We start from the raw sequence: 19,905 nt of genomic DNA, 5'->3' as shown, positions 1-19,905 counted from the left end.
CTCACGCAAGCGTTCGTCATTTCGAAATCACTACCCCATCACGGTCGTCATCCTCGGACAGCAGCACATGGACGCTCTCGGTGCGCGAGGTCGGCACGTTCTTGCCGACGTAATCGGCGCGGACCGGCAGTTCCCGGTGACCGCGGTCGACGAGCACCGCCAGTTGCACCACCCGCGGGCGACCGATGTCACGCAGCGCATCCAGCGCCGAGCGCACCGAGCGGCCGGAGTACAGCACGTCGTCGACGAGGATCACGACGGCGTCGTCGATGCCGCCGGGCGGGATCGAGGTGGCCGCCAGTGGTCGCGGCGGCTTGAAGTTGAGGTCGTCGCGGTAGAGCGTGATGTCAAGCGCACCGACGGGCAACGCCACATCGGCGAACTCGTTGATCTTGGCGGCCAACCGCCTGGCGAGGGTCACACCGCGCGTGGGGATGCCGAGGAGAACGACCCGTTCGCGTTCGGCGGGATCGTCAAGGGCGGTCTTCTCGATGATCTGATGAGCGATCCGGGAAACGGTGCGGCCGACGTCCGCCGCAGACAACAATTCCCGGTCGGTACCTGAAGAGCCCATGAGGTGACTCTGACCTCCTTCTCCGCCTCTCGGGACGGATCGTTAAAGGACGTCGAACTGCCAGGCAGCTTAGCAGGCCGCAAACCTCCGACCGGCCACGGTCACCTCGCAGTGTCACTCATCACGGCGTCCAGTTCGGTTCCCTTCGTCTCGGGCAGCAACAGCGTCGAGACGATGCTGACGACGACGAATACCGCCATCATCGCCCCAACAGCCCAGCTACCGAGCGTGGCCACCAGAGCACCGGCGACCAGCGGCGGTATCGCTCCGCCCACGATGCCGGCCAGATTGAACGACAGGCCGGCGCCGGTGTAGCGGTATCGGGTGGCGAAGATCTCAGGCAGGAAGGATCCGATCGGCCCGTAGGACAGGCCGAAGATGCAGAAGATGCCGGCGATCGCCACCGCGAAACCCACCGGTGAACCGGAGTCGATCAGCGGCATCACGACGAACGCCCATGGCAGGGCCAGCCCGAAGCCGGCAAGGATGACGCGCCTCCGGCCGTACCGGTCGCACAGCACCGCCGAGATCGCCGAGAAGACCATCAGCGCGACGCCGGCGAGCACACCGACACCGAGGATGAGGCTGCGCGGATGCCCGATAGGTGTGCTGGCGTAGCTCATCAGGTAGGTGCCACCGAGGAAGCTCATGGTGAAAATGCCGACCATGCAACCCGCGGCGAGCGCCACCTGCCGGGTCTGGGTCCGGAACAGTTCGCTCAGCGGCGCCTTGGGCACACCGCCGGTCACCTGTTCCCGGGCGAAGACGGGTGTCTCGTCGATGCTGAGCCGCACGTAGAGCGCCACGATCAGCAGTACTGCGCTGAACAAGAACGGCAACCGCCAGCCCCAGTCGAGAAAGACCGCGCTCTTCTCGCCGATGGTCAGGCTCACGATGAAGACCACCAGATTGCTCACCGCAAGACCGGCGCCGGCGCCGAGCTGGGTGAACATCCCGTACATACCGCGCTTCCCGACGGGTGCGTACTCGGCGCTCAGCAGTGCCGACCCCGCCCATTCGCCACCCACGGCGAACCCCTGGAGCAGTCGCAGGGCCAGGAGGATGATCGGGGCGGCGACGCCGATGGTCGCGGAGCTGGGCACCAGCCCGACGCACACCGTCGACAACCCCATGATCAACAGCGTGGCGATCAGAGTCTTCTTGCGGCCCAACCGATCTCCGAAATGGCCGAACACTGCCGCACCGATGGGGCGGGACAGAAATGCGACCGCGAACGTGCCGAGTGACGAGATGGTCGCCATCGTGGGGCTCATGTTCGGGAAGAACACGTGGGGAAAGATCAGCGCCGCGGCGGTGCCGTAGATGTAGAAGTCGTAGAACTCGATCGCCGTGCCGACGAAGCTGGCGAACGCCACCCGCTTCATGGGGTGGGCCTCCTGAGTCGCGACGGAGCTCGGTTCGCCGTCGATCTGGTCCTGCTGGGTCATCTGCCTCTTCTCACGCCACAAACTTCGCCCGAGAAGTATCACCCAGCAGTTGGGTCAGACCATCTCGAATCCGTGATAACCCGCCACGGCCACGCCGTCACCGATCTGCTTGTAGACGCCGACACCGGCGACGAACGGCAGGAACACCCGTCGCTTACCGGGCACGTTGGCACCCATGTACCAGGACGCGGCTTGCGGCAGCAGGGTCAGGTCGGCGGTGTCGTTGGTGATGTTCACCCAGTTGTCCTCGGCCCCGATGTCGGCTTCCATCCGGTTCAGGCCGTGCTCGCGCAGGTGCACCAGTGCGGCACTGATCCACTCGACGTGGTACTCGATCGAGGTGAGCATGTTGGACAGCACCGAGGGACTCTGCGGCCCGGTGACGGTGAAGAGGTTCGGGAATCCCGCCGACATCAAGCCGAGATACGTCCGCGGGCCCGCGGCCCATTTCTCCCGAAGCGTGTGGGTGGCGCCGGTCTCGTCGACGGCCCGGATGTCGATGGCGTTCAGCGCGCCGGTCATGGCATCGAATCCGGTGGCCAGCACGATCACGTCGAACTCGTGCTCGGTGTCACCGGCGAGGATGCCGCGTGCCGTGATCCGGTGCAGCGGTTCGTCGTTGAGGTCGATGAGCTCCACGTTGTCCTGGTTGTAGACCTCGTAGTAACCGGTGTCGACGCACATCCGCTTGGCCGCGATCGGATAGCCGCGCGGCGTCAGCTTCTCGGCGAGCCGAGGGTCGGTGACCTTCTGACGAATTCGCTCGCGCACATACTCGGCGGCGGTCTCGTTGGCGACCGGATCCAACAGCAGGTCGTAGAACGACTGCTGGAAACACAAGCCGCCGTCATCCCAGCGCCGGTCGAGCTCGGCACGGGAGGTGCCGCCGTCGAGATCGCCGAAGAACGGGGGCAGCGCCGCACCGTCGCCGCACTGCGCGCCGCCCCGCGACAGGCGGCTGACGTCGCGAAACTGTGGGTAACGCTGTTTGAGATCGGCGAGCTCGTCGGCGATCAGGCGGTTCTGCGCCGGGACGGCGTACGGGGGCGTGCGCTGAAACACGGTCAGTGCGCCCACCACCGGTGCGATCGCGGTGATCGTCTGCACGCCAGAGGAACCGGTGCCGACGACGGCAACCCGCTTGCCCTCAAGGTCCGCGCCGTCGGCGGGCCAGTCCCAGGTCCAGAGGACGTCACCGGCGAAATCTTCCAGTCCCTCGAACGACGGCATCAACGGTTTGGACAGGCATCCGGTCGCCGCGATCACGAAGTTCGCGCTGATTTGGGCGCCCGCTTCGGTCGTGACGGTCCACTCGTTTCTGGTGCTGTCGAAATCCATCGCGACAACCCTGGTATCGAAGGTGATGTCGCGACGGAGGTCGAAGCGGTCGGCAACATGCTTGGCGTAGGCGAGCAGTTCCGGCTGAGCAGCGTAACGCTCGGTCCAGTTCCACGACTGCTGCAACTGCGGGTCGAACGAGTACGAGTATTCGATCGATTCGATGTCGCAGCGAGCCCCGGGATACCGGTTCCAGTACCAGGTGCCACCCACCTCCGGTCCGGCCTCAAGGACGCGTGCGTCGAATCCGAGCTCACGCAACTTGTAGAGCTGGTAGAGGCCGGCGAAGCCGGCACCGATGATGATCACGTCGTGATCGGCCACCACTCACACCGCCTTTCGGTCGGACCGGTACGTGTCGAGGAACGAACTGATGTTGTTGGCGACCAACGACATTCCGGTCTGGTAACCGGGCAGGATGTTCGCCATCTGGAAATACCCGTGCATCTCGCCGGCTGCCTCCTCCAACGTCACACGCACCCCGGCGTCGGCGAGCGCGGAGGCGTAAGCCACGCCCTCGTCGTGCAGCGGGTCGTACTCGGCGACATAGACGAGAGCGGGCGGGAGACCGGCGAGGCTGGTCGCCCGCAACGGTGAGGCGTCCGGGTTCGTGCGCCGCGCCGGGTCCGGAAGGTAGTGCTCCCAGAACCAGATCATGGTGTCCCGGCCGAGCATCAGCTGATTCTCGAGCGCGACGTACGACGGCCGGTCGAAGTCGCAGTCAGTAACCGGGTAGATCAGTGTCTGGTAGTCGATCCTGGGCCCCTGCCGGTCGCGGGCCCACCGCGTCATCACCGCGGCGATGTTGCCTCCGGCGCTGTCTCCGGCGACGATCAACGGTGCACCGACGGGTGCGTACTCAGCTGCATGGGCTGCGGCCCAGCACAATCCGATCCAACTGTCTTCCAGCGCGGCGGGGAACGGATGCTCGGGCGCCTTGCGGTAGTTCACCAGGACCACGGTGGAGTTGGTCAGGTTCGCCAGGTGCCGGCCGACGTGGTCGTACTGCAGATCGATGTCGCCGATCACCCAACCACCGCCGTGGAAATACACGATGACCGAACGGGATTCGCCCTCCGGGGCGAGGACACGGACCCGGAACTTCCCGCCGTCCTCACCCGCGAGCTTCACGTTGTGCACCGCGGCCACGTCGGGTCCGCGTCCGCTCATGCCCGCGAAGATCGGCCCGGCCATCCGCGCCATCGCCGGCGTACCTTCGTGGATCGGCGGATCACGGGTCTCGGCCAGTTGCGCCAGCAGTGCCTGGGTCACCGGTTCCAGCGACATCAGATCACCGCTGGATCGACTTGATCTCGAGGAACTCCTCGAGCCCGTACCGGCCCGCCTCACGCCCGTTGCCCGACTGCTTGTATCCGCCGAAGGGCGCGTTGGCGTTGAATGCGCCTGCGTTGATCTGCACCTGGCCGGCCCGGATCCGGCGCGCGATGCTCTCGGCACGTTCCGGCGACGCGGACCAGACCGCCCCGGCCAGGCCGTAATCCGTTGCATTGGCGATGCGTACCGCGTCGTCCACCGAGTCGTATGCCTCGATCGCGAGAACAGGGCCGAAGACCTCCTCCCGGTGGATCGTCATGTCCTCGGTGACGTCGGAGAACACCGTCGGCCGGACGAAGGCACCGGGCCCGTCGGTTGCGGTGTCGCCGCCGGTGACCAGACGTGCCCCTTCGCTCATCGCCGTCTGGATATGGCCGATCACCCGCTCCTGCTGTGCTCGGGACGACAGCGGCCCCAGTGCGGTTCCTTCGTCGCTCGGGTCGCCGACCGGCAGCGCTTCGGCAGTCGCCTTCGCGAGTGCCTCCACCTCGGCCAGTCTGTCGCGCGGGACGATCATGCGGGTCAGCGCCGAACAGGTCTGCCCGGAGTTGAGCATCATCGTCTTGACCGATGCGGGCACCACCGATTCCAGGTCGGCGTCGTCAAGAATGATGTTGGGGCTCTTGCCACCGAGCTCCAGCGAGACGCGCTTGACGGTGCGGGCGGCGACTTCCTGCACGCGCCGGCCGGCCCGGGTGGACCCGGTGAAGCTGACGATATCGACGTCGTCATGCCCGGCGATCGCCTCGCCGACATCCGCCCCGGTGCCGAACACCAGGTTGAACACGCCTGGCGGCAGACCGATCTCGTCGATGATCTCGGTCAGCGCGAGCGCGCACAGCGGCGTCACCTCGCTGGGTTTGACGACGACGGTGTTTCCCGCGGCCAATCCGTATGCGACCTTCAGGGCGATCTGATGCAGCGGGTAGTTCCAGGGCGTGATGGCGCCCAGCACGCCGAACGGTTCCCGCACGATCGTCGATCCGCGGTATTCGTTCTCGAACTCGTACTCGCGCACGATGTTGGCGGCCTCGGCGAAACTGTTGAGTGGCAGCCCCAGCTGGATTGCCCGGGAAATCGTGATGGGACAACCCATCTCGGATGAGATGGTGCGGGCCAGGTCTTCGGACCGCTCGGCCAACTTGCCGGCGATCGCGGTGAGGTAATCCGCGCGCTGCCCGACCGGCGTCGCCGACCACGCCGGGAACGCGGCACGTGCGGCTGCGACGGCGACGTCGACGTCTGCGGCAGTGCCGGCCACCACCTCGGCGATCACCTCGTCGTTCGCCGGGTTGATGACGGGTATGCGGGTGCTGCCGCTCGAAACCGCCCACTTGCCGTCAATGTAGTTGCTGTCTTGGATCTGCATTGATTCCCCCTGTTCGGTTCAGTAGTCGGTGTCGGAGTAGACGACGAGGCCGCGAAGGTTCTTGCCGTCGAACATGTCCCGGTAGCCCTGATTGATGTCTTCCAGGCGGTAGCGGGTGGTGACGAGTTCGTCGAGCTTGAGATTGCCGGAGCGGTAGAGATCGAGGAGTCTCGGGATCTGGGTGCGGGGTCCGACGCCGCCGAACACCGCCCCTTGGACCCGCTTCTGCAGCAGGGTCAGCTCGAACAGATTGAGGTCGACGGTCGACTGGGTGAAATCGCCCATGCCGGTGACGATTACCTGTCCGCCCTTGCCGGTCAAGCTCAGCGCCTGCTGGATGTGTTCGCCCTTGATCTCGCCGACCGTGATGATCGTGACCTCAGCCATTTTTCCCCACGTGAGGTCGGGCAGTTCGGCGGCGGCGTCCTCGACGGAGGCGAACGTGTGGGTGGCGCCGAACTCGAGCGCCTTCTTCCGCTTGAAGTCGACCGGGTCGATCGCGACGACGAACCGGGCACCTGCGAACTTCGCACCCTGCACGGCGTTGATGCCGACGCCGCCGATGCCCATCACCACGACCGTGTCGCCGGGGTGGGTGTCGCCGATCTCGGTCGCCGAGCCCCAGCCGGTGGAGACTCCGCAGCCCAGCAGGGCAGCCACCTCCAGCGGCACATCCTTCTCGATCTTGACGACCGAGGCCTGGCTGACCGTGACGTACGGCGCGAAGGTGCCGAGCAGGCACATCTGGATGACCGGTTGGCCGTCGCGGGTCACCCGGTACGTCTTGTCGGAGACAGCCTGGCCGGTCAGCAGCCCGGCGCCCTCGTCGCAGAGGTTCTGCAGACCGGTGGCGCACGACGGACACGTGCCGCACGCCGGAATGAAGGCGAGGACGACGTGGTCGCCTTCCTCCAGTCCGGTGACCCCGGGCCCGACCTTGGTGATCACGCCGGCACCCTCGTGCCCGCCGAGTACGGGCATGAACGGCACCGGGCTGCTGCCGGCGACGACGTGTGCGTCCGAGTGGCACAGGCCCGACGCGGCCAGTTTGACCTGCACCTCACCGGCAACCGGGTCCCCCAGGTCAACCTCGCAGATCGTCCATGGTGCGCCGATTTCCTCGACGACAGCGGCCTTGACTTTCACAGAGCGTCTCCTCGCGTGTCATCCGACACAGTTGCGGGCGAACTGAGATCTGAATCACTCCCCCGAACCGTAGAGCGGTGGCGCGCCGTCCGACAGGACCGTCCCGGCCACAACTCGACATTTCCGGCCACTTCGGCGGCTCATGCCCTCGTTGACCCCGCTCCCCAGGTCGGCAAAACTGGGCGTCATGACGTCGGTCCTCGCCGAATCCGCTGATCAGGAGGCACTGCCCAGCTCCCCGGTCCTCCAATCGACCAACCGGGTCATAGCGGCCATGACCGACCCCTGGGACCACCCGCGCACTGCGGTTTCGGTAGCGATCATGTGTGAGTGGGCGGCCCGGCGCGGCAGCCCTGCCGAGGCGGTGCTGGCGGGCTCTCACCTCGATGCCTCCTGCCTGACCGACATCGACACCGTCGTCGAGGCCAGTCAGGAACTCGCGGTGATCCGCAATCTGGCCGCCCTGTGCGCGGACAGTCCCGGTTCGGGGGTGGAACTGGGCAGCCGTTACCACCTGACCGCCTACGGCTATCTGGGTTATCTCCTGGCTGCGTCGGCCAGCGTGCGGGACACGGTCCATCGGGGCCTGTACTACGCGATGCTGACATTCGCCTTCTCGACCATGACGGCCCGCATCGACGATGACCACTACGTCCTGGCCTTCGATGCCGGTGACATCCCCGAGGCCATCCGAAGGTTCGTCATCGAACGTGATCTGACCGCGGTCATGCAGATCCAGCGCGACACGTTCCCCGACGTCGACGCGGTCCCGCTACACGAAATCAGGTTCGCCTTCCCGGCTCCTTCTGTCGCGGGCCGTGTCGACGTGTACCGGGACTACTTCCGGGTGCCGGTGTCATTCGGATGCGCCCGCAACGAAATCGTCTACGACGTGGGCTATCTCGACCTGGCGCCGCCGATGGCGAATGCCCATACGACCGAGCTGATGGTCGCTCACTGTGACCGCATCCGTGCCGAGCGGTTGCACCACACCGGGGTCGCCGCCCAGGTGCGCGCACATCTGCTCGACCAGTCGTCTCTGGACCTCACCCTGGAAGACGTGGCGCTGCACCTGCACTACGCATCGCGCACATTGCGCAGGCACCTCGAGCGCGAGGGCACCACCTACCGGGCCGTCCTGGACGAGGTACGCCGGAGCGTCGCCGACAATCTCCTGCGGGACCGCATGATTCCGCATTATGAGATCGCTCGCCGGCTCGGGTACCAGGACTGGTCGAGCGTGGTCCGCGCCCGCAGGCGCTGGCGCCGAGGGTGACGCCCGGAGGTAGCGGAGATCGGGGCTCCGCCGCTGGATAGGCTGACGCGGATGAATCTCGACGGCAATCAGACGTCCATCCGTGAGGCGATCGACGCCGGGCTGTTGGCCGGCGCGGTCACGCTGGTGTGGCAGGCGGGCAAGGTGCTCCAGGTGAACGCCCTGGGACACCGCGACGTCGACGCCCGGCTCCCGATGCAACGGGACACCATCTTCCGGATCGCCTCGATGACAAAACCTGTCACGGTGGCGGCGGCGATGACACTGGCAGAGGAGGGCAAGTTCGCGCTGAACGAGCCGGTGACGAAATGGCTGCCGGAACTGGCGGACATGCGTGCGTTGCGCGAGACGCGCGGACCGCTGGACCGCACCGAGCCCGCGCGGCGGCCCATCACCTTCGATGACCTGATGACCCACCGCAGCGGTCTGGCTTACGTTTTCTCGGTGCTGGGGCCGCTGGCGACGGCCTACGGCAAGCTGTCACTGCGCCAGGACCAGGACCGTTGGCTGGCCGAGGTGGCCAAGCTTCCGTTGGCCCATCAGCCCGGTGAACGCCTCACCTACAGTCATTCCACCGATGTATTGGGGATCGCCTTGTCCCGCATCGAGGGCAAGCCGTTGGCCCAGGTTCTGTCCGAACGGATCTTTGAGCCGCTGGGCATGGTCGACACCGGCTTCTCGGTCGACGTCGCCGGCCGGCGACGGGCCGCGACGATGTACCAGCTGACCGCCGAGAACACCTTGACCCACGATGTGATGGGCCCGGCGCCGATCGCCGATCCCCCGTTCTGCACGGGTGGGGCTGGCCTGTTCTCCACCGCCGACGACTATTTGAAGTTCGCCAGGATGCTGCTGGCCGGCGGCACGGTCGACGGGGTGCGCGTGCTGTCCGAGGAGTCGGTCCAGGTGATGCGCACCGATCGGCTCACCCCCGAACAGAAGCAACACCAGTTCCTTGGCGCACCGTTCTGGGTGGGTCGCGGCTTCGGTCTGAACTTGTCGGTGGTCACCGACCCGACAAAGTCACGCCAGTTGTTCGGCCCCGGTGGGTCGGGCACCTTCAGTTGGCCCGGCGCCTACGGCACGTGGTGGCAGGCCGACCCGTCGGCGGACCTGATCCTGATCTATCTGATCCAGAACCATCCGAATCTGTCGGTGGACGCCGCGGCCGTCAGCGGCAACACCTCGACTGCGAAACTTCAGGTGGCCCAACCCCGTTTCGTTCGGCGGACATACCAGGCGCTCGATCTCTGACGTGTGATGACTCGGGCCGTTCGGCTCCCGCACTGGGTCGACCTCGCATCCGCGGGGTGAAACTCATCCCGCACGCTACCGAGACCCTGTCATCCACCGAATCCGCCGGACGGAAAGACACCGCGACTTCAGAGGTGCGATATCACCACGTCAACTCCCGCCCGTGTCGCATTCTCGTTTTCTCCGGCCGAGGCGACGAACACCCAGAATGAGTTGTCCCCCGGGCCGGGACGGCATGACGCCGACACGAAGGCGCCTGCCCGCGAGCCGGACACATCGTTTCCCCTCCTCAGGTTGGCGAATCCTAGGTTGTTCATGGTCGCTAGTGCGATGGTCAGACCATCGTTCGGCGACTCCGGCGCGATATTCAGGAGCTTGCTCCCGACAAACAAGAAGGGCATCTCGGTCCTCCCCCTTTTCTGGCGGTGAATTTCTGGTCAGAGCAACGTAATTCGCGTCGCCTTGAGCACGAACGACTGGGTGAATAACCCGCCGTTTTCCAACCCGACTTCGATGAGCCAAGCGCGCGAATTGCGCTGAGGTCAGTATGGGCAGCCCCTGCAACTCGAACACGAGTACCGGGCTACTCCATTTCGACGCTTGGGCCACCAGCAGACAGCGGCTTGTCGATCTGAGCTCGCCGGAACACACGGTGTAGCAGATCGCCCGAGAAACGGAAAGTGCAGTAGTGAACTACTCGCACATCTTCGACTCCGCGTTGATATGACTTTGTTGTCACGAGTTGGAGTGAGGGTGGATGATGCGATGAGCAACCTCTTCGATGACCTGGCACCGGCCAGGCATGGGGTCGCGGTATCCCCGACCATCGAGGCGTTTCTGTCTGGTCTGCAGGTGTCCAATGACGTCGTCGATGGGAACGACGCGCACTCCGGGACCGCTCAAGGCACGGTCAACACCAAGCTGCTCGGATTCTTCACTGTCGACTTGGCGCGCTTCGGTCCGAATATCGGGTATCGGTGGAAAGCGCTGCCCGGAGGCGGTTTTCAACTCGACCTACTCCTCGACGACCTGCCCGGGATAAAGAACGCCTTGACGTTGGTGGATCCCAACACGGTACTGGTCGCCGCGCGTCGCGAGACTGAACCTGACCCGGAGGGCGGACAGCCGCGAGAATGGTTGACAAAGACCGGCGACCCGGTCGACCTGCACGCCGACCTCTGCCTTCGCGTCCACGGCACCCCCACCGCGGCGGCCACGATCACCTGGCTGAAGTTCGAACTGGGTCAGGACCCCCAAGATGACGTGTTCGTGCTGAAGCCGACCCCGACTCAGATCCTGTTCGGAGACAGCGGCTTCGGTATCGACATCACCGATGGGATCGTCGTCGACGACTCCACCACCGCCTCGGCGCCGGGTTCCCCTTCACCTGAGTGGACTGGCCTGGCCATTCGCAATGCCAAGCTCTACATTCCGCGGGACATCCCGCTGATCGGCGGGCACGCCATCGATTTCGACCTGCGGCTGGGCACTCCCGGTGGGCTGGCGGCCTCGGTCGAGGCAACCATCCCCGCTGCCGGTACGCGCCCCCAAATCGACGTACGGATGCAGTGGCAAGACCCCGCCGCCTCCTCGCTGGTCGACCTACTGCCCACCGCGATCGAGGCCACCGCCAAATTTGGTGTCGCAGGCCGAGACGAAGCGGCGCCCGGCCCCGGCGGCGGCGCGTTCACCCTCGCCGGCGGTGATCCGCTGACGGTGCGTGTGCGCTGCTCGCGCGCACTGCAGCCGGCCGCGGCGGTCGCCTTCGAAGTGTCTGTGGACGCGGCCGGGCCAGACGGCCTGGTCAAGGCCACCGGTACTGATGCCGGTGGCAAAGCGGTGGTGACCGCGGCGGCCTTGGCCACCGCGCTGATCGCCGACTCCGAGCTCGGGGCGAAGAAGCCGCCCAGCGGAGACGAGTCGGGGATCTGGTTGCATGAACTACTCACCGCCGCGGGTGCGGCCAGTGCTTTCTTCGACTCCGCGGGCAAGGTGGTCATCGACCGTGCTTCGGTGGCGCTGTCCACCGCCGGCGCGGGCCAGGCCATGCGGTTGAGTGTCGACTATCTCGTCGACGTCAAGGTGAGCACGTTCAGCATTGGTAATGCGATGCGTATCGCCATGGCTGACAACCGCCCGATGCGGATCCGCTATCGCAACGTCGCTGTCGAAACGACCGGCCAAGATCTGGCGTCGATCCATCTCAGCTTCGCCAACGCCACGCTGGATGTGGAGGACCCGGGCGCCTGGATCGTACAGACACCAGGTTCATTGCTGGATATCCTCGGCACCCGATCCGGCCACGGATCACTCTGGTACGAAATCGATCTGAAGTTCAATGCCGATCTGGGCCCGATCACCGTCAGCGACGCCACGGTGCGCATCACCGCTGACGGCAACGGACACGTCGACCTGCAACTGCGCGGCTTGGGTGTCGACATCGACACCGCCGCACTGACCGGGCACGGCGCGGCCAACATCACCGACGACGGCTTCAGCGCTGACATCTCTGCCCAGATCGGCGCACCGCTGGGAGTGGGAGCCCGAGTCATCTTCGTCTACAAAGGCGGAACGAGCTTCCTGCTCGACGTGACCGGCTCACTGCCCGGTGCGATTCCGTTGGGGCCGACCGGACTTGGTCTTTACAGTCTCGGCGGCATGTTCGGCCTGAACATGCGCCCCGTACTGCCCGCCGGGGGTGACGACATCGTCGAGCGGCAGCTGCAGTGGACTCCCAACGATACGGTGCCCGATGCCGGCGCGATGATGCTCGGTCTGCAGGCCGGTGTGGGCACCCTCTACGACCTCGCGTTCACCTTCAGCGCCACCGGCAAGCTCATCGTCACCGTGCCCGATCCGTCGTTCCGCCTCGCAGTCAATGCGCGGGTCCTACACACCCCGGACTTCCTGAACACCCAGAACAGTCCCCTCAAGGGACTGATCGTCATCGACGAGGACGGGATCACCGTCGGCGCCAGGGGCAATTTCGTCATCGACTCCGATCCCCCGCAGCTGGTAGAGGTGAAAATTCCGCTCGACGCCAGGCTCCCGTTCGCCGACCCGTCGTCCTGGTACTTCCGGCTGGGCTCTGACGGAATGCCCGGCCGTCCCCCAGGCCCGATGACTGCCAAGGTGCTACCCAAATTGTTCGACATCGGGGCATCGGCCTACCTGATGGTGCAGGGCGACACGATCGACAAGCTGGGCGGCACGTCGATCACACTCCCTGGCCCGGCGATCGGCTTCGGGTTCGCCGTCAGCCTGAACTGGGGTGTGCCACCTGTCTGGCTGCAGCTCTCGGCACGCGCCGCGGTCGGAATGGCCACCAACCCGTGGTTTCTGGCCGGATCGGGAACGATCGGGGGCGCCTTGCATTTGGGCCCGTTCTCCATCGGCGCGCATGCCGACCTGGCGCTGCAGCTCGGGCCCGGCGACTTCCTGGCCGCCGACTTCCGGGTGTGCGGCAGTATCGACCTGTGGTTCACCGAGATTGAGGGTTGCGTGGACCTTCACATCGGGCCCGACAAGCCCAGCGCCGCCGTGCCCCCGCCCGCCCCGTGGCGGCCGCTCAGGATGTCGCTGTCGGATCGGCACTATGTCGAGGTGGGGCAGGGCGCTGCCGGCGCCGATGACGCGCCGACGGTGTGGCCGGACGTGGTGCCCATTTTGCAGTTCGATCTCGGACCCAACCTTGCGAACTTGAACACCGCGTTCGCAGGTGTGGACAGTCTGCACGCCAGCGGTCAGACCGGCAACGACAAACTGCGTTACACGCACTATCTGAACAGTGTCGAGCTGTGGCGTGTCGACGGTGTCCCGGCGTTGCTCACCACCGGTTTGGAGGCGGCGTGGCAGCAGCCCAAACAGGCCGAGGTCGGTGCCGGTGGCACGGGAAATCCCTGCGGAGCACGGGAGTTGGCCCTGCTGACTCACCGGTCGGACATGTGGGCACATCGACGCAGCGACGGCGCCGCCAACACTGCACCGGGTGTCGATCCAGTCACCGCGACCGCATCTGCCTGCCGGGTGCCGCACTCTGCGATGCCCGGTTGGGCGCTCGGCGACCTCGCGCAGCCCTCGCCGACCGGGTGGACGTTGCCGGCCGCACCTGAACCCGGTACCCACATCTCACGGTTCACCGCCGCAGTCACGTTGAACCCCTGGGGACGCGGTCTGCCGCTCAGCGAAGCTGGGATGGCGAGCTTGATCCCTGCACAGTTCACCTTCCGGCCGGGGTCGGTCGTCCCCGTCGATCCCATCACCATCGAGGGGCGGTCGTTCGAGGCCGCGCTGGGGCTGCCGATGATCAGGTCGTATCAACCACTCGGCGACAGCCTGAAGGCACTCGGCCTTGAAGAACCCATCTCTCTTACTGTCGTTGCCGACACGAGTTTGCGTGAGGCGGAGCTGTGGGTGATCCTCGATGGCACCTTCCCCGAACTCGTCGACCAAATCGCAATTGTCGACATCGATTCCGGTGCTGACTGGCTGTTCACCAATGCAGCAGATCTGCCTGACGGTCGGCTGCGGGTCGGCTACACCGCTCCGACCACCACCCGTGGCGCTCGCCTCCGATACCCGCTGCTGCAGGGCATCACCGTTCTGGGGCTGCACGGCACCAGTTGGGACGCGTTCAAGGACGCCAAGGCCGCAGCCAAGAGTGCCACCGATGCGGCCAACACCGTCGACCAGCACAACAATGCCCCACCGCAGTTCCGCACCCCACTCAAGCTGGATCCCGATGCTCTGTACCTGGTCCGTGTGGTCACCCAGACCGCGGGCCAGACAGAACAAGGCGCCGCGCAGCAGCCCCCGGTCCCGCCCACGCTCTTCCCCGAGGAGGTGCAGGAGTACTTTTTCCGTACCGCGAAACTCCCGCCCCCGGGCGCGGTGGTGGTGCATCATCCGCCCGTAGCGGAACTTGCCTGGCGGGAATTCGCCTGGGAGCAGGCCGTGTTCAAGACCGACTATCTGGCACGGTATTTGAAGAGCTACAGCCCGGGTGATCGCACCCAGTGGTGGTATCTCGACGACGATCTCGTGGCGAACTTCGACGTCGATCATGTCGACCAGCTGGCCGGCCTGTACGGGTATCGGTTGGATCTGGCGTGCCAGCGCACCGATGGTCCGCCCCGCAGCGACACCCACCCGGCGCCGTGGCTGGTGGTTCTGAATCCAGCGGTATGGCAGGACCTCACCGATACAGACATTCTCGACTCGCTCGGCCAGCGCTACCTCGCCATCGATACCGCACACAGCTGCCCGGTGCCGAAGTCAGGAGCGAGCTTGAAAGCATCCACCGATGACCTGCAGCCGCTGGCGACCTATCAGCTCAACATCGGCTTCGTCGGCAACCACGTCGACGGCCAAGCCGACCCGCCACCGGCAGACCCGTTGCCGGGCATCATCTTCAGCACATCGCGTTACCGCAATCCCGATGACCAACTCGCCGACCTCGGATTCCGGTCCCCACCCGGCGCGCCGCACGGATATCTCAGCCTCACCCCCGCCGTCCTGCCCGAGCCCCAGATCTCGGATGCCGCACTCGCCGCGGCACTGACAGCGCTCGGCATGGAAGGGTGGCCGCTGCCGACATCCGGCCGCACATCGCTGCTGTGGACCTCCAACACGAGAAACCTCGCCGGCGTTCTGGTCGAATCCCCGGAGCCGCTGGCCCGGCAGGGCCGGCTCGACGTCACCAGCTTCCAGGTCAATGGCGTGAACTTCGGCGGACGGTACGGCGATTCGTCGCAATGCCGGTACCTGTTCACGCCGCCGGCACCGCTGGTCATCGCGCCGTCCCAACCGGTCACGCTGACCTTGGCCTACACCGACGCAGGCACCGTCAAGACCGCCACCTGCACGACAACCAGCCCAGCTGCCGGCGAGGTGCTCCTGTGAAACCGCAAGCCTTCACCCCAGAATCTCTGTTCCGCGTCTCGGGCCTCGCGGTGCGCGATCCCGCCGACGATCCCTACGTCGCGACCGGCGCGCATCTACGCGCGTGGGTCAACCCTGCTATCGGATTCCCCTTGCGCGGCTTCACCTTCATCCCGCTGCGCAAGGACGCCCTCGACCCCGAGAACCGCATCCTGGTGCGGCCGCTGCGCGTCTTCTGGTGGATCTACGACGACAACGGCACGGTCCAACCGCTGGGCACCGATCCCGAGATGGCGATCAAGCCCGACCGCCCCCTCTACGGCGACATCCTCGGCCCCGACGAAGAGGGCAACAAGGATCCATGGATCAGCTGGATTCGGCTCGACATCGAAGAATTCAGCCCAGTGCAAATCTCGGTGATCGGTCGCGCTGGAGGCAATCAGGAACGAATACTGCTGTCGCGCAGCCGAGCTCCGTTCACCCTGGCCGCATCCCGCATCCGCCGCATTCGCCTCGTCGGTGACGGGATAGCACGCAACGTGGTCGGCCTCGATGCAAGCCTGATCAACCGCGAGTACGTCGACCCTGCGGCCGACAAAGTCCGATTTCTCCTGCCACTCGACAACGTGTCGCCGTGGGCCGACCCAGTGGTCGATTCCGGCGCAGGCATCGACCGGGCCGTCGCCGGTGCCCCACGGCACACCGGGCCGGCCGACCTACCCACCGACCGCGCCGCCGACGCCGACGATGAAGCAGCGCGGGTGGACACGCTCATCGCAGACATGGGCATCACTTCAGTGCGATCGCTCCTGCAGCAGGCCTACTCCGATCCTGGCTCCTATCCCGGTAGGCACCGCACGCCGCTTTCCATCCCCAACCGCGCGCAACAGGCCACCACCGAACTCGGCACCATCCAGACCCTGATCACCGCCGCCACCGATCCGGGCATCGCACGCTGGCTCGGACTGTCCTGCCCGGTGCAGGCGGACGTCGGCGACGACTCCGTGCCGGTCGCGTGGATCGCTGTCGGGGTGTGGGCAGCCGACCCTGCCGCGACGGTCGCTGCAGGCAGTCCGAACACCACCGTCGCCCACCTCATCGCGGCGATGAAGTCTGCAGGCCCAGACGCCCAGGCGATGAACTCATGGCTGCCGGCCGGCGCCCCGGTCGACCAACCGCTGCTCGCCTCGCGGGGCCTGCAGCAACTCGTGCTGGTCACGCCGGCGGTCATCGGCGCCCTCCCCGATCCCCCTGCGCCACTGGCCTTGGCTGCCGACGGCCCCGGCCAGTGGACCGCGGCCAACACCTACCGTCAGGACATCGCCATCCTCGGGCCGCCGCCGGCCGGACCAGTCGCCTTCACCCGTTCAGACAGTGGCGCGATCCACTCGCAGCACGCGTTCATCGACGTCGACGGAACCCCGCGGGCGCTCACCCTGCTGCCCGGCCGCCGCGACCTACCCACCGGATGCCAAGGCACATTGGTCGATTCGAGCGTGCCCGCCGACGTCGGCCCGGTGAGCTGGCAGGTCGCTGAAGGTGACGAGTTCGGCCGATGGGGCCAACCCGGGACGCTTCACGCGACACCGCCACCGCGGCCACCGCTGCCCGCACCGCGTCCCGAAGCGCACTACTTCGCCGACTATGACCTGCGAGACGCGCCCCCGGGTGCACTCTCACCGGGAACCATCACCGTCGAGGTCGATGTGCCGCCACCGGACGCGCTAGGTCCCGGCACTGCGCCGATCACCCAGATAAGCGTCGATGGTCACATTGTGAACGCCCCGTTCCCGGGCGACCGGGTGAAGGTGAGTTTCCCTGCCGCGCAAACACAGACCGGCGAGATCGCCGACCAGGTCGTCACCGCGACATTCAACCCCAACACCGCCGACAGCCGTTCAGCCACGGCGCGTGTGCGCGTTGTCGATCCGCGCCGGCCACGGCCACTGAGCACCGCCCCGCGCATCCTGTGGTCGTCACGACGGGATCCGGTGGGCCGCGCGCAAATCGACTTGTCGTGGCCGACCGAGCCAGGCCACGCCGCCTACAACGTCTACCTCGCTGACGAACAGGTCGTCACCGCACAACTCGACGTCTTCCCCGAATCCGCCAACCGAGCCACCCGGGCCGCCGCACTCTACGACCACCAGCACGAACCGATGAAGCGCGAATCGTTCACTCTGCTCACCCCCGTGCCCCTATCCGCAGGCGGAACAGTCCGATTCGCCCACAGCATCCCCGGTTCCGTGCAAACACTGCAGTTCGTCCGGGTGGTGCCGCTCACCCATGCGCAGGTGGAGGCGTCGTTCGATGGCTGCGGACTCACAGCGGTGGCCGTACCCGGCAGCGATCAGCCGCCATCGCCGGTAGTGCACATCGACACCAAGGACGGTGGACTGAGCGTGCAGGTCCAGGCGTACGGCATCAACGGCACGGTGATCGCACGCCTCGGGAGCCAGTCACCACCGCAGTACCGGGTGAGCTGCGCGGCGGCCGCGTCCACCTCCTACCTCTACGGCACGGAGGTCGACGAAGGCGCCCTTGTCCCCGTCGACGGTTCACCCGACACCTACCGGGCAGATATTGCCGCCGAAAAGCTCGCTGCCCTACCCGCATTCGTCACAATCGCGGTCACCGCGCAGGTGCGCTACCCGGCAGAGGTCTCAACCCGGCCCGGCGCGGCGCCACTGCCATCGCCGATCGCGAACACCGGCGGGTTCATCGACGCTCATCCGTGCGAATGGAGCGCCCCCAGCGCGCCGGTATCTGCCATGGTCACCGCACCTACGCCGGCCCTGCATGCGACAGTGCAGCGCGACGCCGCCGGGGGCGGTCTCGAGGTGACCTTCACCGGGTTGCCGACTCAGCATGCCCAACAGATCTCGCCTTGGCGCCTCGCCCTGTGGCGAAACACAGCCGACGGCGAACGTCACTGGCTCACCCCGGGCGACGCCGACCTCACTGTGCTCACACCAACGCCCAGCGGAGTCGACGGTTGGGCGTTCATGTCAACCGAACTGCACATCCGCGACTCCCACGCTGATGCCGTCGGCTACGCAGCTCTTCTGATCAATCCGCTGGGGCAGGCAGGTCCATTGACGGAATTTGTATCCGCTGACTAGGGCCCGCGCTACGCTCCCACCCGGGCCACCGCCGCGGCCAGCTTGGCCTCGGCGATCCGGTAGATGCCGTCGAGCGCGGAGTCCTCGACGCTGAGGTACTCGCACACCAGTTCACGTGCCACTCCGGCGTCGCGGAGCCGCAATGCCAGCGAGTACGGCAACGGAAGTTGCCGCAACGCCCGTTCCTGCAAGTCCCCCTCGTCGGCCATCGATCCAGGATGCGACGGTTCCACTGAACCGGTGTGAGTACCGCGGTACCCGAATCAGTCGCGATGCCGCCGCGGTAGCAGCGCGATCAGCTCGGCTCTGGTGGATACACCGGTTTTTGCCATCGCGCGGTAGATGTGCCCCTCTACGGTGCGGATCGAGAGGCGTAGCCGGTCGGCGATCGCACGACTGGACAACCCGGCACCGATCAGCATCGCGATCTCACGTTCCCGGCCGGTCAAGGGCAGACGTTCCGCGACGGCGAGCAACGCCGGCGTGGCCGCACCACCGCATGCGTCGGCCAGTGCCGTCGCCCGCGCCGCCGCTGCCAGGGCGGACCCCCGCATGTCCTTGCGTCGATATGCCACCGCCGCGCGACCGGCCGCATCGGCCGCCGCGACCAGGTCGCCGAATGCCTCGAATTCTGTTGACGCCTTTGCCAACCCGTCGCCGTCGTCATGGGCGAGGGCCCGGCACAGCGCGGCGGCGGCACCGACCCGTGGCCCCTCGACCAGACCCGTCAACTCGTCGAGCCGTCGGGAGCGGGAATGGTCGCCGAACTGCGCCGCGGTCTGCAGGCACAACACCTCGGCCGCCAGTTGCCCGTTGTCCCCTGCGGTGTCTGCCGCATCGAGCACGATCTCCACGGCCTCCGACACCGCCCCCTGAGTCGCAGCGACCCAGGCCCGGACCAGGGCATGCTCGTAGGCGAGGTAATGCCAACTGGGATGCCGACACTCGTCGAGTTCGACCACCGTGGAGTCGCCGGACAGACCACCAATGGCCAGAGCAGTGGCCCTGGGCAGATGAAAGCGATAGCCGAATCCGTTGGTCTCCCCCGCGGCCCGCATCGTCTCGACCACCGGATCCAGCAGTTCAGCCGCGGCGCCGAGCTGCCCGGGGCAGCGCAGCTGTTCGGCGTCGCGCTGACGGGTCGCGCCGCGGCGGGGGCCTGG

At 66.4% G+C, this 19,905-nt stretch carries 12 protein-coding genes; 4 read left to right on the top strand and 8 right to left on the bottom strand.

The features are described from left to right. Nucleotides 1–16: 16 nt before the first annotated feature. The 6 genes from pyrR to A5779_RS05350 all read right to left on the bottom strand — a co-directional run bounded on the left by pyrR (nt 17) and on the right by A5779_RS05350 (nt 7,210). Complete coding sequence (pyrR, locus tag A5779_RS05375) at nt 17–574, bottom strand: bifunctional pyr operon transcriptional regulator/uracil phosphoribosyltransferase PyrR (protein WP_064879707.1); 558 nt, start codon at nt 572–574, stop codon at nt 17–19. Between the two features lie 101 nt (nt 575–675). Beyond that, nucleotides 676–1,959, bottom strand: coding sequence for an MFS transporter (locus A5779_RS05370; RefSeq protein ID WP_064879751.1), 1,284 nt, complete (start codon nt 1,957–1,959; stop codon nt 676–678). 117 nt (nt 1,960–2,076) lie between these two features. Further along, on the bottom strand, nt 2,077–3,684 hold the full coding sequence (locus tag A5779_RS05365) for a flavin-containing monooxygenase (RefSeq protein WP_064879749.1): 1,608 nt from the start codon (nt 3,682–3,684) through the stop codon (nt 2,077–2,079). 3 nt (nt 3,685–3,687) lie between these two features. Further along, nucleotides 3,688–4,647, bottom strand: coding sequence for an alpha/beta hydrolase (locus tag A5779_RS05360; RefSeq protein ID WP_064879705.1), 960 nt, complete (start codon nt 4,645–4,647; stop codon nt 3,688–3,690). Between the two features lie 4 nt (nt 4,648–4,651). After that, on the bottom strand, nt 4,652–6,064 hold the full coding sequence (locus A5779_RS05355; RefSeq protein ID WP_064879702.1) for an aldehyde dehydrogenase family protein: 1,413 nt from the start codon (nt 6,062–6,064) through the stop codon (nt 4,652–4,654). 18 nt (nt 6,065–6,082) lie between these two features. Further along, nucleotides 6,083–7,210, bottom strand: coding sequence for an NDMA-dependent alcohol dehydrogenase (locus A5779_RS05350; RefSeq protein ID WP_064879700.1), 1,128 nt, complete (start codon nt 7,208–7,210; stop codon nt 6,083–6,085). A gap of 187 nt (nt 7,211–7,397) precedes the next feature. Here A5779_RS05350 and A5779_RS05345 point away from each other — a divergent pair, with 187 nt between their 5' ends. From A5779_RS05345 to A5779_RS05325, 4 genes are all read left to right on the top strand, one after another. Beyond that, nucleotides 7,398–8,486 carry an AraC family transcriptional regulator gene (locus tag A5779_RS05345; protein WP_064879698.1) on the top strand — a complete coding sequence of 363 codons (1,089 nt, stop codon included), beginning with the start codon at nt 7,398–7,400 and terminating at the stop codon, nt 8,484–8,486. Between the two features lie 51 nt (nt 8,487–8,537). Beyond that, complete coding sequence (locus tag A5779_RS05340) at nt 8,538–9,740, top strand: serine hydrolase domain-containing protein (protein WP_064879696.1); 1,203 nt, start codon at nt 8,538–8,540, stop codon at nt 9,738–9,740. Nucleotides 9,741–10,505: 765 nt separating this feature from the next. Further along, nucleotides 10,506–15,641: a hypothetical protein gene (locus A5779_RS05330; RefSeq protein ID WP_131811579.1), complete on the top strand. Its 5,136-nt coding sequence runs from the start codon at nt 10,506–10,508 to the stop codon at nt 15,639–15,641. Beyond that, nucleotides 15,638–18,742 carry a hypothetical protein gene (locus A5779_RS05325; protein ID WP_064879691.1) on the top strand — a complete coding sequence of 1,035 codons (3,105 nt, stop codon included), beginning with the start codon at nt 15,638–15,640 and terminating at the stop codon, nt 18,740–18,742. Before A5779_RS05330 ends, A5779_RS05325 begins: the two co-directional genes overlap by 4 nt. An 8-nt stretch (nt 18,743–18,750) precedes the next feature. Here the strand turns inward: A5779_RS05325 and A5779_RS05320 are convergent, their stop codons facing one another. Further along, nucleotides 18,751–18,951 carry a hypothetical protein gene (locus A5779_RS05320; protein ID WP_064879747.1) on the bottom strand — a complete coding sequence of 67 codons (201 nt, stop codon included), beginning with the start codon at nt 18,949–18,951 and terminating at the stop codon, nt 18,751–18,753. Between the two features lie 54 nt (nt 18,952–19,005). Then, nucleotides 19,006–19,905: response regulator transcription factor (locus A5779_RS05315; RefSeq protein ID WP_131811578.1), on the bottom strand; the 900-nt coding region annotated here is incomplete at its 5' end.

The organism is Mycolicibacterium peregrinum (genome assembly GCF_001665625.1).
In the GTDB taxonomy this organism is placed as follows: domain Bacteria; phylum Actinomycetota; class Actinomycetes; order Mycobacteriales; family Mycobacteriaceae; genus Mycobacterium; species Mycobacterium peregrinum_B.
Note: the sequence above shows the minus strand (reverse complement) of the source record. Positions and strands in the feature narration are given on the sequence as shown.

What these genes read in the sequence shown, in the direction of transcription:
- pyrR (WP_064879707.1), bottom strand. Translation starts at nt 574, where the DNA reads ATGGGCTCTTCAGGTACCGACCGGGAATTGTTGTCTGCGGCGGACGTC.
- A5779_RS05370 (WP_064879751.1), bottom strand. Translation starts at nt 1,959, where the DNA reads ATGAAGCGGGTGGCGTTCGCCAGCTTCGTCGGCACGGCGATCGAGTTC.
- A5779_RS05360 (WP_064879705.1), bottom strand. Translation starts at nt 4,647, where the DNA reads ATGTCGCTGGAACCGGTGACCCAGGCACTGCTGGCGCAACTGGCCGAG.
- A5779_RS05355 (WP_064879702.1), bottom strand. Translation starts at nt 6,064, where the DNA reads ATGCAGATCCAAGACAGCAACTACATTGACGGCAAGTGGGCGGTTTCG.
- A5779_RS05345 (WP_064879698.1), top strand. Translation starts at nt 7,398, where the DNA reads ATGACGTCGGTCCTCGCCGAATCCGCTGATCAGGAGGCACTGCCCAGC.
- A5779_RS05340 (WP_064879696.1), top strand. Translation starts at nt 8,538, where the DNA reads ATGAATCTCGACGGCAATCAGACGTCCATCCGTGAGGCGATCGACGCC.
- A5779_RS05330 (WP_131811579.1), top strand. Translation starts at nt 10,506, where the DNA reads ATGAGCAACCTCTTCGATGACCTGGCACCGGCCAGGCATGGGGTCGCG.
- A5779_RS05320 (WP_064879747.1), bottom strand. Translation starts at nt 18,951, where the DNA reads ATGGCCGACGAGGGGGACTTGCAGGAACGGGCGTTGCGGCAACTTCCG.